The following is a 15,779-nucleotide window of genomic DNA, read 5'->3' as shown; positions in this document are numbered from 1 at the left end:
TGTCCTCTCGTCGGGGTCCGTCGCCCCACCCTGCCGTGCGCGCGGTCGATGGTCCAGCCCGAGAGTGCTCCGTGAGACCCACTGTCGACGCCGGGGTCTAGCCTCGGCACATGTCGCATCCGCAGATGTTCGACGACGACGATCCGCTGCTGGCGCGGGTGCGTGGCCTGGCCCTGGCCCTTCCCAGCGCCGCCGAGAAGGTGTCCCACGGCCGGCCGGCGTTCTTCACCACCAAGGTGTTCGCCTACTTCGGCGGCTCCCAGAAGGTCGCCGGCGACTGGGTGCAGCACCCGGCGTGCGTGCTCGTCCTGCCCGACGGCGACGACCGGCGCTCGCTGCTCGAGGAGGGCGACGGTCGGGTCTTCTCGCCGGCCTACCTCGGGCCGTCGGGCTGGCTGGGCGTGCAGCTGCCTCCCGCTCGCGCCGCCAAGCGGCACTGGGCCGAGGTGTCCGAGCTGCTCGACGCGTCCTACCGCGCCACGGCCGGGCGCCGGCTCGTGGCCCAGCTCGACGCCCTCGGGTGAGCGACGGTGTGCGTCGTCACGGCAGGCCCGGCCAGGCGCCGAACTCGTCGGGGGAGTAGCTGCGGTCCGCCGCCTTCTGCGACTCCCAGATCCCCTGCGACACCTGCGGGCTACCGACCGACACGTCGTCGTAGTCCGTGCGGATGACGCTCAGCCGCTGCACCGACGCCGGCAGGTCCGCCACCCCGATCGCGCCGACCTCGCCGAGCTCACGGCGGATCACACCGAAGCGTCGTGACGCGATCTCGTGGGCCAGTCGTTTGTCGTCGAGCCGCAGGAAGGTCTGCAGGGCCGTGAGCAGCGCAGCCAGCAGGCTCGCCAGGCCGATGACCACCCGCCGGTCCTCGAACGCGTCGGCGGCCACGGCGCTGCCCGCGAAGACCCCGAGCAGCACCGCCGGCACCCCGAGCAGCAGGAAGAGGGTGCGGGCCTGCGCGGCCGAGTGGGCGTGCGCGATCTGCGCGGTCCGGGCCCGCCGGTACCACGCCAGCGCCAGCTGGCGGACGCCGTCGGCGGTCGCCGCGGGGTCTCCGTACGGGTCGGGGGTGGGGCTCGTCATCGCCACAGTCTGCGGGGCGGCACCGACATCGGGTCGGACCGGGAATGGGCGAGGGCATCGCCGCCGTTGCCTCGAGTGACCGCGAGGTGGATGAAGTTTCCACCATCTCGTCCCCTTCCTCAGGAGAGATCTTCTATGTCCCGTGCGTTCGAGCCCATCACCGTCGGCGCCTGGCAGCTGCCGCAGCGCTTCGTCATGGCCCCCCTCACGCGCAACCGCGCCGGCGAGGGCCACGCCCCCCACGCGCTCAACGCGGAGTACTACGGCCAGCGCGCGTCCGCCGGCCTGATCATCAGCGAGGGCACCCAGCCCAGCGCCGTCGGCCAGGGCTACCTCGACACCCCCGGCATCCACTCGGCTGAGCAGGTCGAGGGCTGGCGCGCTGTCGCCGACGCCGTGCACGCCGGTGGCGGCAAGATCGTGGTGCAGATGATGCACGTCGGGCGCATCGCCCACCCGGACAACAAGGACGGCCTCGAGACCGTCGCCCCGAGCGCCATCCCCGCGCCGGGCCAGATGATCACGGCACAGGGTCCCAAGGACCACGTGGTGCCCCGCGCGCTCGAGACCGACGAGATCGCCGGAGTCGTTGCCGAGTTCGTCGACGCGGCGAAGAAGGCCGTCGAGGCCGGGCTCGACGGTGTCGAGGTCCACGCGGCCAACGGCTACCTCATCCACCAGTTCCTCGCGCCGTCGACCAACACCCGCACCGACGCGTACGCCGGGTCGCCCGAGGCGCACGCCCGCTTCGCGATCGAGGTCACGAAGGCCGTCGCCGAGGCCATCGGGGCCGACCGGGTCGGCATCCGGATCTCGCCCGCGCACAACATCCAGGGGGTCATCGAGGAGGACGCGACCTTCACCGCGGCGGTCTACGAGACGCTGGTCGACGCGATCGCCCCGCTCGGCCTGGCCTACCTCAGCATCCTCGCCGACCCGGCCCTCGACCTCGTGCGTGACCTGCGCAAGCGCTTCGATGGCCCGGTCATCGTCAACAGCGGCTTCAGCAGCGTCACCCAGCTCTCCGACGTCGAGGCCATCCTCGAGGCCGACGAGGCCGACCTCGTCGCGGTCGGTCGCGACTTCATCGCCAACCCCGACCTCGCCCGTCGCTGGCGCGAGGGGCTGCCCCTCAACGAGCCGAACGACCAGACCTTCTACGGTGGCGGCGCCGAGGGCTACACCGACTACCCGTTCGCGGGCTGACCGACCGGGCCCGCCCCCGGGCCTCCAAGTGGTCAAGGAATCACCCCCGGAGTCCGCTCCGGGGGTGATTCTTCGACCTCCTGACCCCTCGCCCGGATACCGGGGCGACGCGGGTGGCGCCCCACGACAGACTGGGGAGGTGTTCCTCACCCTGACGTCGACCGCGAGCCCCGCGACAGACCTCGGCTTCCTCCTGCACAAGCACCCGGAGCGGGTACAGAGCTTCGAGCTGCCGGTGGGGCTGGCCCACGTCTACTACCCCGAGGCGACGCAGGAGCGCTGCACCGTCGCCCTCCACGTCGAGGTCGACCCCATCGCCCTCGTGCGCGGCCGGGCCTCCTTCGGCGAGCACGGCAGCGGCGACGGCTTCGCGCTCGGTCAGTACGTCAACGACCGCCCGTATGCCGCGTCCTCCCTCCTCGCGGTCGCCCTCGGCCGGGTCTTCGGCTCGGCTCTGAAGGGCCGCTGCCCGGCCCGGCCAGATCTCGTCGGCGCGGTGCTGCCGCTCGAGGTGCACGTGCCGGCACTGCCGGCGCCCGGCGGGTCGGAGGTGGTCGAGCGGCTCTTCGCCCCCCTGGGGTGGACGGTCGACGCTCGGGTGGTGCCTCTCGACACCCAGGTGCCCCGGTGGGGTGACGCGCCCTACGTCGACGCGCGCCTGTCGGGAGAGCTGACCCTCTCGGCGGCCCTCGAGCACCTCTACGTCCTGCTTCCCGTGCTCGACGGCGCGAAGCACTACTGGGTCGGGCCGGAGGAGGTCGACAAGCTCGTGCGCACCGGTGGCGCGTGGCTCGCGGGCCACCCCGAGCGCGAGCTCATCGCCCGGCGCTATCTCGCCCGCCGCCCGGTCTACGTCACCGATGCCCTCGCCCGGCTCGACGCACTCGACGACACCCCTCCCACCGTCGCAACCGAGCTCGACCCGGAGGTCGACGACGACGTCGAGACCGGCGACGGCGGCGCTGCCCCGACGGGAGACCCGACCGGCGCGTCGCCCACCGTCACCCTGGCTCGGCTGCGGGCCGCGGCGGTGGTCACCGCCCTGCACGACGTCGGCGCGCATCGCGTCGTCGACCTCGGCTGCGGCGAGGGCGCACTGCTGCGTGACCTGCTCGCCGACCCGACCTTCACGCAGGTGCTCGGCGTCGACGTCTCGGCCCGCGCCCTCGAGACCACCGAGCGTCGCCTCGGCCTCGACCGGATGCCGGACTCGGTACGGGCCCGGCTTCGGCTGCGTCAGTCGTCGGCGACCTACCGCGACCCCGAGCTCGAGGGTCAGGACGCCGTCGTCCTCATGGAGGTCGTCGAGCACGTCGACCCCGAGCGCCTACCCGACCTCGTGCGCTCGGTCTTCGCCCAGGCCCGTCCGTCGGCCGTCGTCGTCACGACGCCCAACGCCGAGCACAACGTGCTCTACACCCAGCTCGCGGCGGGCGCCATGCGGCACCGCGACCACCGCTTCGAGTGGACGCGGGCGCAGTTCCGCACCTGGGCCACGACCACCGCCGACGACCACGCGTATGCCGTCTCGTTCCGACCTGTCGGCGCTGACCACAAGGTCCACGGGCCACCGACGCAGCTGGCGCTCTTCACCCGCGCGGACCCGACCCGATGACCACCATCGCCATTCCTGAGCTCGCTCTCGTCGCCCTCGTCGGGGTCTCCGGCTCGGGCAAGTCCACGTTCGCCGCGCAGCACTTCGGTCGCTTCGAGGTCATCTCGAGCGACTTCTGCCGGGGGCTGGTCGCCGACGACGAGAACGACCAGTCGGCCTCGGCCGATGCATTCGACGTGCTCGGCCACATCGCCGGCACGCGCCTCGCCCGCGGCCGGCTCACCGTCGTCGACGCGACCAACGTCGGCAAGGACGCCCGTCGTCAGGTGGTCGAGCTGGCTCGGGCCCACGACGTGCTGCCGGTCGCCATCGTCCTCGACGTGCCGGTCTCGGTCGCCGTGCAGCGCAACATTGCCCGCGCCGACCGCGACTTCGGCCCGGGGGTCGTCAAGCGGCACCACGACCAGCTGCGGCGATCGCTGCGCGGGCTCGAGCGCGAGGGGTTCCGCCAGGTCCACGTGCTGCACGGGGTCGACGAGATCGAGGCCGCCACCGTCGTCCGGGAACGGTTGCGCAACGACCTGCGTGACCAGCACGGTCCCTTCGACGTCATCGGCGACGTGCACGGATGCCTTTCCGAGCTGCTCACCCTGCTGCACCGGATGGGATACACCCTCACCTGCGACGACGCGGGCCGGCCGGTCGACGCGACCCACCCGCAGGGTCGGCAGGTCGTGTTCGTCGGTGATCTCGTCGACCGGGGGCCCGACAGCCCTGGCGTCCTGCGGCTCGCGATGGGCATGACCGCGGCGGGGCACGCTCACGCGGTCCCCGGCAACCACGAACACAAGCTCGTGCGCGCCCTCCAGGGCCGCCAGGTGCAGGTCAGCCACGGTCTCGAGACGACGCTGGCCCAGCTGGCCGAGCAGCCGGAGGAGTTCCGTGCCGCTGTGGCCACCTGGTGCTACGGCCTCGTCTCGCACCTCGTGCTCGACGACGGGCGTCTCGTCGTCGCCCACGCCGGCCTCAAGGAGAAGTACCACGGGCGGGCCTCCGGTCGCGTGCGCTCCTTCGCCCTCTACGGCGACACGACGGGGGAGACCGACGAGTTCGGTCTGCCCGTGCGCTACCCGTGGGCCAACGACTACCGCGGACGCGCCATGGTGCTCTATGGCCACACCCCGACGACGGTGCCCGAGTGGGTCAACCACACCATGTGCCTCGACACGGGCTGCGTCTTCGGGGGGTACCTCACGGCGCTGCGCTACCCCGAGAAGGACGTGGTGCAGGTGCCGGCCGAGCAGGTCTGGTACGAACCGGCGAAGCCCTTCCCGATTGCAGCGACCTCAGCCGCCGGCCTGCGCGGGTCCGACGAGCTCGCGCTCTCGGACGTCCTCGGGCGACGCTCCGTGCAGACCGCCCACCACGGGCGAATATCGGTGCGGGAGGAGCAGGCCGCAGGGGCCCTCGAGGTCATGAGCCGCTTCGCCCTGCACCCGCGGTGGCTGCCCTACCTGCCGCCGACGATGTCGCCGGTCGCGACCTCGCGCCGCGACGGCTATCTCGAGCACCCCGCGGAGGCCTTCGACTACTTCCGGGACGTGGGTGTGACGCAGGTCGTCTGCGAGGAGAAGCACATGGGGTCGCGGGCCGTTCTGCTCGTCTGCCGCGACGCCGAGGTCGCCACCCGCCGGTTCGGTGCGAGCGGCGCCGCCACCGGTGCGGTCTACACGCGCACCGGGCGCTCCTTCCTGACGTCGCCGCTCACGGAGCAGCTGCTCGCCCGGGTGCGCGTCGCCATCACCACGGCCGGCCTGTGGGAGTCACTCCGTACCGACTGGCTGCTGGTCGACGCCGAGCTGCTCCCGTGGTCGCTCAAGGCGGACTCCCTGCTGCGGGACCAGTACGCCGCCGTCGCCGCAGCGGCCGAGCTCATGCTGCCCGTCGCGGCGCGTGCCCTGGAGGGCGCGCAGTCGCAGGGGCTCGAGGTGGCGGCGCTGCGCTCGCGCACCGACGAGCGCATCGGCGACCTCGCGCTCTACCGCGACGCCTACCGCGGCTACTGCTGGGAGGTCGACGGTCTCGAGGGGGTAGAGGTCGCGCCCTTCCAGCTGCTGGCGGGCGAGGGTGTGACATGGCACGACCGTGACCATCTGTGGCACCTCGAGCAGGTCGACGCGCTGGTGGCCGCCGACCCGGTGCTGCTGCGGTCGACGCGGCGTCTCGTCGTCGAACCCGCCGACGGCTCGTCGGTCGCGGAAGGGATCGCGTGGTGGGAGGAGCTCACTGCGGCCGGCGGGGAGGGCATGGTCGTCAAGCCCAGGGCCAATCTCCAGCGCACCGGCAAGGGCCTCGTGCAGCCCGGCCTCAAGGTGCGTGGGCGTGACTACCTGCGCATCATCTACGGACCCGACTACACGATGGCCGGCAACCTCGAACGGCTGCGCGAGCGCAGCCTGGGGCACAAGCGGTCGCTGGCGCTGCGGGAGTATGCCCTCGGCCTCGAGGCTCTCGAGCGGGTGGGGCGCAGCGAGCCGCTCTGGCGGGTGCACGAGGCCGTGTTCGCTGTGCTCGCGCTCGAGTCCGACCCGGTCGACCCGCGTCTTTGACCACCTAGGGGCGCGCGCGGCCCAGCACTCGGGCCAGGAAGGCCTGCGTCCGTGCCTCCTGCGGCTCCTGCAGCACCTGCTGCGGATGGCCCTGCTCGAGGATCCGGCCGCCGTCGAGGAAGCACACGGTGTCGGCCACCTCGCGCGCGAAGGCCATCTCGTGCGTCGACAGCACCATGGTCATCCCCTCGGCGCGCAGACCTGCCAGCAGGTCGAGCACCTCGCCGACCAGCTCGGGGTCGAGGGCCGAGGTCACCTCGTCGAGCAGCAGCAGCGACGGTGACCCGACGAGCGCCCGGGCGATGGCGACCCGCTGCTGCTGACCACCCGAGAGGTCGTCGGGTCGCGCAGACGCCTTGTCGGCCAGCCCGACCCGCTCCAGCATCGCGCGTGCGTCGGCTTCCGCCCGGGCCCTGGGCACCTTGTGCACCCGCACCGGGGCGAGGGTGATGTTGTCGATGACGCTGAGGTGCGGGAAGAGGTTGTAGGCCTGGAAGACGATGCCCATCGACGCTCGGACCGCGTCGGTGTCGACCCTCGGGTCCGTGACGTCGACCCCCTCCAGCTCGATCACCCCGTCGTCGACGACCTCGAGCAGGCTGACGCAGCGCAACAGGGTCGACTTGCCCGAGCCCGAGGCGCCGATGAGGGCGACGCACTGACCCTGCTCGACGTCGAGCGACAGGTCGGCGAGCACGACGTTGGCGCCGAACGCCTTGCGCACGTGGCGGATCGACAGCAGGCTCACATGATCCCCCCGGCGCCCTGGAAGCCCTGCTTGCGGGCTACCCAGTCGGTGAGGCGCACCATCGGGATGGTGAGGCAGACGAAGAGGAGCCCCGCGACGACGTAGGGGGTGTAGTTGAAGTCGCTCGCCGTCTCGATGCGGGCCGCATAGATCGCGTCGACGATGGCGAGCACCGACAGCAGGCCGGAGTCCTTCTGCAGCGAGACCAGGTCGTTCATCAGCGGGGGGAGCACCCGGCGCACGGCCTGCGGCAGCACGACGAAGCGCAGCGTCTGGGCGTTGGTCAGCCCGAGGGAGCGGGCCGCCGCCCGCTGCGAGGGGTGCACCGACTCGATCCCGGCGCGGAAGACCTCCGCGACATAGGCGGAGTAGGACAGCACCAGCGAGGCCCCGCCCCAGAAGAGCGGGTCCTTGGGCACCCCCTGCAGCCGCAGCGCCGGCACCCCGATGCCAAGCAGCAGCAGCACGAGCAGCACGGGCAGGCCGCGGAAGAGGTCGGTGTAGACGGCCGAGAACAACCGCAGCGGGAAGAAGACCGGCCCCCGCAGGGTGCGCATGACGGCGAGCGTCAGACCGAGGATGCCGATGAGGATGCCGCACACGATCATCACCCGCACGTTGAGCCACAGTCCCGTGGCGACGGCGGGCAGCGACGACCACGCCTTGTGCGGGTCGAAGAAGGTCTCGCGCACCCGCGTCCAGCCCGGCGACGAGACGATCGCGACGAGCACCACCGCGACGAGGGCCACGGTGGCCCCCGTCGCGATCGCGCCGGAGCGCCGCGTGCGTCCCCGCCGGTATGCCGCGCGCTCCTGCTCGAGCGCAGACGGAGCCCAGTCGGTGCTCGCCACCCGCGCTACTTCAGCTCGGGTGCGCCGGCGCCGGCGAGGTACTCCTTGGCCAGCGCCGCCAGGGTGCCGTCGGCCCGCACGGCGTCCACGGCCTGGCTCACGCACGTGGTCAGGGGTGACCCCTTGTCGAGCACCATGCCGAACTGCTCGGGAGTGGCGCCCGACTGCGGCAGCTGACCCACGATCACGCCGTTGTCGAGCTGCGCCCCGATCATGTAGAAGGCGGTCGGCAGGTCGACGACGATGCCGTCGATCTGCCCGTTCTTCAGCGCCTGCACGGCGAGGTCGTTGGTGTCGTAGGGCGCGGGGGCCTGGCTGGGCTTGATCTGGTCGGTGATCGCCGTGTAGGACGTCGTGCCCACCTGGGCCGCGAGCTTGGCCGAGGCGAGGTCGGCCATGCTCGTCTTGCCGTCGATGGGGCTCCCCTTGGTCGTCACCACCGCCTGCCGCACGTCGTAGTAGCCGGAGGAGAAGTCGACCGCCTTCTTGCGGGCGTCACTGATCGAGACCTGGTTGAGGTCGACGTCGAACGACTTCTCGCCCGGGGTGACCACGTTGTTGAAGGGTACGGTCACCCAGGTGACGTCGGCCTGGGCGAAGCCGAGGCGGGCGGCCACGGCATACGCGACCGCCGACTCGTAACCCTTGCCGTTGCTGGGCTTGTCGTCGGAGAACCACGGCGGGTACGCGGGCTTGTCGGTGCCGACGGTCAGCTTGCCGGCGGTGCGCAGGGTCAGGGAGGCCTTGTCGCAGGCGGCGGCCCCGCCGGTCGTGCTGGCGGCCGAGCCACCCGCGGTGGTCTCGGGTGCGCCGCAGGCGGCGAGGGTGAGGGCGGTGGTGGCCACGGCGAGGCCGGCGGCGAGACGCGTGAGGGTCATGGGAGAACGGTAACCAGACGTCCGGACGAGGGGGCATGTTGACCGGGTGACGGACTCGACCCGGCCGGCCATCCCGGGTAGTCCGTTCTCCCGATGCGGCAGGACTCGGCAGGGCGCAGGATTACGGTGGGTGCTCTCTTGACAAAATCGTGAAAAGTGGCCCAAGATGGGACATGTCGACGCAGGGCCCGTGGGGGGTCCAGAGCGAGAGACCGTGAGGGTCTCGAGACGAGCGTCGGTGTACGTGGAGTGAGGGGTGGAGCGCCGGGCCCGTGGGGGGCCCGCCTCCACCCCATCCGCGTTGGCCGCCCGGGTCGCGGAGAATGGGGGTGTGACCCCTCGTCCCGTCCTCGCGCAGGGCCCACCGCTACCGACGCCGCAGATCATGAGCCAGTGGTGGCGCGACATCTGCTTCGCGCATTGGAGCATCGACCCCGCGAGGATCGCCCCGATGCTGCCGCGCGGGGTGCGCCCCGACCTGCACGACGGCCGGGCCTGGGTGGGCCTGATCCCCTTCCGCATGGTGGACGCGGGCGTGCTCACCGGGCCCCCGGTCCCGTGGCTCGGCACCTTCCTCGAGATGAACGTCCGCACCTACACCGTCGACGACCACGGCCGCCATGGCGTCTACTTCTGCTCGCTCGAGGCCCAGCGGCTCGCCGTGGTCGCCGGCGCCCTCGGCTCGTTCGACGTCCCCTACCGCTGGGCGCGGATGACCTACGAGCAGCAGCCGTATGGAGCCGCCCCCGTCGGGCCCGGCTCCACCCTCACCTACACCAGCCGCCGCATCGGCCCGCGCCTCGGAGCGGGGAGTGGTCGCGTGCGCGGCTCGGCCGCCCACAGCCGGATGAGCGTCGCGGTCGGCGACTCCGTACCAGAGCCGTCGGAGCTCGACCTCTTCCTCACCGCCCGCTTCGGCCTGCACACCAGCCTGCTCGCGCAGCCCCTCTGGGTGCCCAACACCCATGGTCCGTGGCCGCTGCACCGGGCCGAGCTGCTCGACCTGGACGACACGCTGCTCGCCGCAGCCGGCTTCCCCGACCTCGCCGCCACCCCTCCGCAGAGCGTGCTGTGCTCACCGACGGGGGTGCGCACGACCTTCGGCCTGCCCCAGCGGGTGCGCTGATGACCCTCCCGCAGCTCGCCCTGGTCGCCTCGGCGACCCTCCACCTGGGCTTCCAGGCCACGGTGACCGCCCTGGTCTACCCCGCGCTCGCCGCGGTTCCCTCCTCGGAATGGGATGTCTCGCACGCTGCCCACAGCCGCCGCATCGTCCCGCTCGTCGTCCTCACGTACGGGGCGCTGCTGCTCGCGCTCGGCGCGGCGGTGGTGGCGGGGCCCCGCACGGCGTGGCTGTGGCTTGCCGCCGCGGGGGGCGCGCTGGCCTTCGGTACCACGGCGCTCGCCGCTGCTCCCACCCATGGGCGGCTCTCCGGCGGACGTGACGACGCACTGGTCGTGCGGCTGCTGCGGGCCGACCGGTGGCGGTGTGGCGGGGCGGTCATCGCCGCGATCGGAGCGGTGGGTTGGGCGCTCCGATGAAGGGCGCGGCGATCAGGGGGTGGGGGCGCTCCAGTCGACCTCGGTGACCGTCGCGTCGGTGACCACGACCTCGTGCGAGCGGCCGCTGTCGCGCTCGTGGAGGCGGTAGGTGCCGACGGGCAGCGAGGGGAAGACGGCGCTGTAGATGACCTCGCCCGACGGAGTGGGCCGGCCGAGCACGGCGACGTGCGGGCGGGGGGCCACGGGCTCGTCGTGCGCGTGCTCGTGCTGGTGCTCGTGCTCGTGCTCGTGCTCGTGCGGGTGCTCGTGCGCCGGGGCGGGGGCGTGCTCATGGGCGTGCAGCTCGACGAGCTCGGCCTCGCTGGCCGCGCCGTCGAGCGACTCGATCTCGACCTCGGCGCCCTCGTCGGCCGCCGACAGGTGGGCGATGATCGCCCCCCGACCGTCACCGATGTCGAGCACGACGGCGCCCTGGCCTGCGTTCGGGTTCTCGGCGAGGTTGGCGGCGCGTTGCGGTGAGAGCGACATCGGAACTCCTGGGCTGTGTTGCGGGGGGCGGGGGCAGCGTGGGGCGGCGGCGCCGTTGCGCCACCGCCCCACCCTGTCAGTCTTGCCGGTCGTGCCGGGTCGTGCTCGGTCCGGTTACGGCTTGGGCGTCCCCGGGAGCGACTCCGAGCCGCTGGCGGGGTGCCCGAGGTACGGGAACGTGCTCAGCGTAGGGAGGTTGGTGTCGGTCGTGCCGTCCTTGATCGCCGAGGTGGCGCCGTCCGGGGTGAACGACGGGTCGACCAGCGGGATCGTCAGGCCGGCGATGGCCCGCAGCTCGATGGTGACGACGTCGTCGGCGATCCGGCGCCCGTTGGGGAAGCCGGCTGCGTCACCGGCGACGAGCCCGAGGTTGTTGGGCTTGGCCGTCGGCTTGACCGCGACGTTGAGGCGCAGCATGTCGGCCTTCACCGTGCCGGTGAAGTTCTGGAAGCCGGGGACGACGCCCGTGGGGATACCGGTCAGCAGGATCGCCGCCAGGTCTGCGCGGGGCTTCTTGTAGGCCGCGAGGTTCGGGAAGACCCCCGGGTAGAGCACGGGGAGCAGGCCCCCGAGCTCGGGCGTGGTGACCGAGTCGGCGTACTGCGCGTCCGCGACCGGGGACTGGCTGTTCCAGCGGTCTTTCTCGGCCATGGGGACGATGACCTCGTTGAACAGCGGGTTGCCCAGGCGCGAGACCTGGACCCAGCTTCCGTGACCGCCCCACGTGCCGGTCGCCGGGTCCCAGACCGAGGACTTGCGGCGGTAGGCCGCGGCATACACACCGATGGTGGACTTGGCGTCCATGACGTCGGTGGGCACGCTGCCGTCGCGGGTCAGGTCCGAGATCGGCACCTGAATCGCGATGGTGTGCACGTTGAAGCCCTGCACGCTGTTGACCCCCATCGCCGCAGCCGACGGGATGAGGTGGGCGTTCTGGAACGGGCGCAGCGTGCCGAGGTCGAAGATCGAACCCAGGTCGACGTTGAAGGCGTCCGAGCGCTGCCCGGCGAAGACCGTGCGACCGCCCTTGATGCCGTGCACGGCCTGCTGGCCGAGCTTGGCGTAGTTCGGGGTGCTGCGGACGCCGACGTTGCACGGGGGCACGGACAGGTTGCGACCGAGCACCTCGCCGCCGCTGCCGTCACGCGTGTAGCGACGCACGACGTAGCTCTGCGGGCGGTTGAAGTTCGGGTCGTCGATCGAGTTGATCGGGCCGGTGTTGTAGAGGAACGTCTTCGGGTTGCGGATCGTGGTGTTGAAGTTGAAGGCGTAGGAGATGTCGGGGATGCCGTCGCCGCTGTTGCAGATGTGGATCTTGTAGGTGACATCGTCGCCGAACTCGTAGAAGTTCGGGCCGCCGCTCGGGCTCTGCAGCGGGATGAAGTTGGCGATGAGGGTGACGGTGTCGGGCTTGTCGGGGGAGACGAACGCGTAGACGTCGGTGTTGTCGGCGACCGGGTCCTTGGAGATCTCCGGTGCTTCGCGGTGGCTGCTCATGGCGTCACTTCCCCATCTTCGCGGCGTGCTTGCTGAGGGCGCGCACCAGGGCGGCGTCGCGGACCACGATCTCGTTCTCGCCCTTCATCAGGGTGACCTCACCCTTGGAGGCGTCGTGCACGTAGGCCAGCATCGCTCCGGATGCCGCGGCCTGCTCCTGCTTGCTGTCGGCGGCCGGTCGTCCGGCTGCCATGGCGCTGGGGGCCACCGCTGCTGCGGCCACCCCTGCTCCGCTGATGGCGAGGAACCCTCGCCGCGTCGCGTCCTTCATGTTGCAACTCCCTTGTCGTCACGGACCCCTCGACATCAGGGGGCATGAGGTCTTCGGAGCCCTCGGCGGGACGGATTGGCCTGTCTCACAACGAGTTTGGCGTCCTTTTGGGAGGTCTATGGCAGCATTTGTAACTGTATGGAGGGGGCGGTGGCCCCGTGTCCTTCGGCGGCGGAGCCATCTGCGGCTCGAAGTCGGTCCGGGTCAACCTCGTCTGCGGCAAGGTGATGCCCTGACCGCGGCCCGAGTGCAGAGCGCGCGTCAGCCTCGCCTCGTGGTCCCCGGGAGGACCCCGGCGCTGATGACCGCCTTCGAGAAGGGGCGGAAGGCGGCGATGAGCTCCTCCGCGTCGAGGACGTCGACCCAGACCGCGGCCGACGCGTCGTCGGTGGCGTCCTCGATGTCGTCGCGCAGGGCCCGGCCGCGCTCGCTCGCGCGGACGGTGTCGCCGTCGACCTCGAGCAGGCCCTCGGTGGTGAGGGCCTCGACGCGGGCCGCCCAGTCGTCGTCGCTCCACTTGCGACTCGGCTGGAGGAACGCGCGGCCACGGCCACCGGTGGCCTGCTCGGGCGGCAGCCAGGCGTCGTAGAGGACCAGGGCGTCGAGCGGGGTGAGGCCGCGGGCCACGAGCGCGGCGTTGTGGCCGTCGCCGCGCCACTCGCGGAAGAGGGTGGCCGCCTGCCACAGCGCGAGGTGGGGGGCGTCGGGCCAGGGCAGGGCGGCATACGCGGCGGCGAGGGCGCGGCCGCCGAGGTCGGCGCGGGAGATGACCTCGCGCATGCGGCCCGCCTGCCGGGCCACCTCGGGGGAGTCGACGAGGTCGCCGAGGGTGGCGCGCAGGCCGGTGTCGACGCACGCCGTGCGCACCGCGTCGAGGTCGGCGGGGGAGCGTCCGTCGAGCGCGAGGGCCCAGGCCTTGGCGACGGCGGCGGGGTGGAAGCCGAAGAAGGCCGCGGCGACGACCGGTGCCGGGACGGCGCCCAGGGGTGCCGCCCGCATCCCCACGTAGGAGCCGAGCCACCCGACGCCCAGGGCCTCACGGGTGGCGTCGACGTGCGGCCCGAAGTAGGCCAGCAGGTGCAGGGGCTCGAAGGTCTGGTAGGCCGCACGGGCGAGGCCGCGCTCCCGCTCACCGTTGCGCAGGGTCATGGCGGTGACCCTAGCTGCCCCAGCCGAGCGCGCGGTGGGTAGTGGCCGGAAATCAGCGGCTGGGAGTTGACTGGGAAATCCGTTGCGGTGGGTCCCGGGCTCCTACGCTCGGCCCAGCCGCGCGATGTGAGGCGGCTCACAGTGCACCCGTCGATCGGAGCTCGAGATGGCCAGCACCCGGACCACCGCAAAGGACCACCCTCGACCGGCTGCGGGGCACCTCACCCGGTCGGTCGGCTTCTACGGCCTGATGTTCGTCTCGCTCGGCTCGATCATCGGGTCGGGCTGGCTGCTCGGGGCGCTCAACGCGGCCGAGAAGGCCGGTCCGGCCTCGATCCTGTCGTGGATCCTCGCGGCCGGGATGCTCAGCCTCCTCGCGCTCACGTATGCCGAGCTGGGGGCGGCCTACCCGGTGGCGGGTGGCAGCGGGCGCTTCGCGTACTACTCGCACGGCTCGATCGCCGGTTTCACGGCCGGGTGGGCGTCGTGGCTGCAGGCCGTCTTCATCGCCCCCATCGAAGTCCTGGCCGCCATCACCTACGTCAACAGCGTGGGGTGGGTCAACCAGCACATCGACATGATCTACAAGGACGGGCCCAAGGAGGGGTTGCTCAACGGTCTCGGGCTCGTCGTCGCCGTCGTGCTCATGGTGCTCTTCACCGCGATGAACCTGGCCGGCGCGCAGTTCATGTCGGAGAGCAACGTCGCCGTCGTCATCTGGAAGACCGCCGTGCCCCTGCTCGCGATCGTCGTCGTCGCCTCGCTGCAGTTCAAACCGGGTAACTTCACCGCCGGCGGAGGCTTCATGCCCTATGGGTTCCACGGCGTCTTCGCGGCCCTCACCGGCGGTGTCGTCTTCGCCCTGCAGGGTTTCGAGCAGGCGGTCCAGCTGGCCGGCGAGGCCCGCAACCCCAAGCGCGACCTCTCGCGGGCGATCCTCACCGCGATGGCGATCGGCGCGGTGCTCTACGCGCTGCTCCAGGTCGTCATGATCGGCGGGCTCAACCCGGCCGACATCGCCAAGGACTGGAGCTCGCCGCTCGGGGGTGACCCGTCCGACTACGGCGCCTGGTACACGCTGGCCCTGGCCCTCGGGGCCGGCTGGCTCGCCGTCGTCCTCATCATCGACGCCGTGATCTCCCCGGCGGGGACGGGCGTGGTCTACATCGGCACCACCGCTCGGCTGTCCTACGCCCTCGGCGAGGAGCGCGAGCTGCCGTCGGCCCTGTCCCGCACCAACGACAAGGGCGTGCCGTGGGTCTCGATCCTCACGGCCTCGGTCGTGGGGATCATCGGCTTCGGGCCCTTCCCGAGCTGGAGCTCGCTCGTGGGTGCCGTCACCGGGGCCACGGCGGTCATGTACGCGATCGCTCCCGTCGCGCTCGCCTCGCTGCACCGCAGCGACCCCGACCGCTCGCGGTCCTACCGGGTGCCTGCGCCCAGGCTCGTCCTGCCGGTCGCCTTCGTCTCGGCGAACCTCATCATCTACTGGGGTGGCTTCGACATCACGCTCAAGGTCGTGTGCGCGGTCGTCGCCGGGCTGGTCATCTTCGCCATCGGCTCGTCGAGGGCCGGCACCGATCTGGCGAGCATGGTGCGCCCGGCGATCTGGCTCGGCCCCTGGCTGGGCGGTCACCTCGTGCTCGGCGCCCTGGGCCGCTACGGCACCGGCTCCCACGAGGTGCTGCCGGAGTGGGTCGACCTCGGCACGGTCATCGTCTTCAGCCTCGTCATCTTCTTCTGGGCCATCGCCCTGCGGCTGTCCCCCGAGCAGGTCGCCCAGCAGGTGGCGCGCGACGCCCACCAGCTGGAGTACGAGGAGTCCGTGCCAGCCTGACCGTGCCGTCGCCCGTGTGACGCGCGCCACCTCGCGCCCCCTCGCTACCGGTAAGTACGTCGAC

General features: G+C 71.8%; 15 protein-coding genes. 7 read left to right on the top strand and 8 right to left on the bottom strand.

The window, feature by feature from the left end; translation table 11 throughout:
* Positions 1–110: 110 nt before the first annotated feature.
* A complete protein-coding gene (locus V3N99_10805) occupies positions 111–524 on the top strand; it encodes an MmcQ/YjbR family DNA-binding protein (GenBank protein ID MEO3937236.1) in 414 nt (137 codons plus the stop codon).
* Between the two features lie 16 nt (positions 525–540).
* Here V3N99_10805 and V3N99_10800 read toward each other — a convergent pair whose 3' ends face one another.
* Entirely contained in the window at positions 541–1,083 is a 543-nt protein-coding gene (locus V3N99_10800) for an SLATT domain-containing protein (protein ID MEO3937235.1), read from the bottom strand.
* A gap of 135 nt (positions 1,084–1,218) precedes the next feature.
* Here V3N99_10800 and V3N99_10795 point away from each other — a divergent pair, with 135 nt between their 5' ends.
* The 3 genes from V3N99_10795 (at position 1,219) to V3N99_10785 (ending at position 6,453) form a co-directional block, all read left to right on the top strand.
* Entirely contained in the window at positions 1,219–2,289 is a 1,071-nt protein-coding gene (locus V3N99_10795; GenBank protein ID MEO3937234.1) for an alkene reductase, read from the top strand.
* A gap of 139 nt (positions 2,290–2,428) precedes the next feature.
* Complete coding sequence (locus V3N99_10790; GenBank protein MEO3937233.1) at positions 2,429–3,904, top strand: 3' terminal RNA ribose 2'-O-methyltransferase Hen1; 1,476 nt, start codon at positions 2,429–2,431, stop codon at positions 3,902–3,904.
* Positions 3,901–6,453: a polynucleotide kinase-phosphatase gene (locus V3N99_10785; GenBank protein MEO3937232.1), complete on the top strand. Its 2,553-nt coding sequence runs from the start codon at positions 3,901–3,903 to the stop codon at positions 6,451–6,453. Before V3N99_10790 ends, V3N99_10785 begins: the two co-directional genes overlap by 4 nt.
* Positions 6,454–6,457: 4 nt before the next feature.
* On the opposite strand, the gene V3N99_10780 is transcribed toward V3N99_10785, so the two are convergent.
* From V3N99_10780 to V3N99_10770, 3 genes are read right to left on the bottom strand one after another with little or no spacing between them, the layout of a single operon-like run.
* Entirely contained in the window at positions 6,458–7,201 is a 744-nt protein-coding gene (locus V3N99_10780; GenBank protein ID MEO3937231.1) for an amino acid ABC transporter ATP-binding protein, read from the bottom strand.
* The gene (locus tag V3N99_10775; GenBank protein ID MEO3937230.1) at positions 7,198–8,052 is read right to left on the bottom strand and encodes an amino acid ABC transporter permease; all 855 of its coding nucleotides are present in this window, start codon (positions 8,050–8,052) and stop codon (positions 7,198–7,200) included. Before V3N99_10775 ends, V3N99_10780 begins: the two co-directional genes overlap by 4 nt.
* Before the next feature lie 5 nt (positions 8,053–8,057).
* Positions 8,058–8,930, bottom strand: a complete 873-nt coding sequence (locus V3N99_10770) for an ABC transporter substrate-binding protein (GenBank protein ID MEO3937229.1) — start codon at positions 8,928–8,930, stop codon at positions 8,058–8,060.
* A gap of 331 nt (positions 8,931–9,261) precedes the next feature.
* Between V3N99_10770 and V3N99_10765 the strand changes: the two genes are divergently transcribed.
* Both V3N99_10765 and V3N99_10760 read left to right on the top strand, forming a co-directional pair.
* Positions 9,262–10,056: a DUF2071 domain-containing protein gene (locus tag V3N99_10765; GenBank protein MEO3937228.1), complete on the top strand. Its 795-nt coding sequence runs from the start codon at positions 9,262–9,264 to the stop codon at positions 10,054–10,056.
* Positions 10,056–10,472, top strand: a complete 417-nt coding sequence (locus V3N99_10760) for a hypothetical protein (GenBank protein MEO3937227.1) — start codon at positions 10,056–10,058, stop codon at positions 10,470–10,472. Before V3N99_10765 ends, V3N99_10760 begins: the two co-directional genes overlap by 1 nt.
* 12 nt (positions 10,473–10,484) lie before the next feature.
* Here V3N99_10760 and V3N99_10755 read toward each other — a convergent pair whose 3' ends face one another.
* The 4 genes from V3N99_10755 to V3N99_10740 form a co-directional block, all read right to left on the bottom strand.
* A complete protein-coding gene (locus tag V3N99_10755; protein MEO3937226.1) occupies positions 10,485–10,961 on the bottom strand; it encodes a hypothetical protein in 477 nt (158 codons plus the stop codon).
* A gap of 114 nt (positions 10,962–11,075) precedes the next feature.
* Entirely contained in the window at positions 11,076–12,458 is a 1,383-nt protein-coding gene (locus V3N99_10750) for a DUF4331 domain-containing protein (protein MEO3937225.1), read from the bottom strand.
* 4 nt (positions 12,459–12,462) lie between these two features.
* The gene (locus V3N99_10745) at positions 12,463–12,729 is read right to left on the bottom strand and encodes a hypothetical protein (protein ID MEO3937224.1); all 267 of its coding nucleotides are present in this window, start codon (positions 12,727–12,729) and stop codon (positions 12,463–12,465) included.
* 261 nt (positions 12,730–12,990) lie between these two features.
* A complete protein-coding gene (locus tag V3N99_10740) occupies positions 12,991–13,878 on the bottom strand; it encodes a hypothetical protein (protein ID MEO3937223.1) in 888 nt (295 codons plus the stop codon).
* A 166-nt stretch (positions 13,879–14,044) separates the two neighbouring features.
* On the opposite strand from V3N99_10740, the gene V3N99_10735 reads away from it, so the two are divergent.
* Positions 14,045–15,715 carry an APC family permease gene (locus V3N99_10735; GenBank protein MEO3937222.1) on the top strand — a complete coding sequence of 557 codons (1,671 nt, stop codon included), beginning with the start codon at positions 14,045–14,047 and terminating at the stop codon, positions 15,713–15,715.
* Positions 15,716–15,779: the final 64 nt, after the last annotated feature.

The sequence above is a fragment of the Dermatophilaceae bacterium Soc4.6 genome, from assembly GCA_039889245.1.
Lineage (GTDB): Bacteria > Actinomycetota > Actinomycetes > Actinomycetales > Dermatophilaceae > Lapillicoccus.
This window is presented reverse-complemented; position numbering and strand designations above follow the sequence as displayed.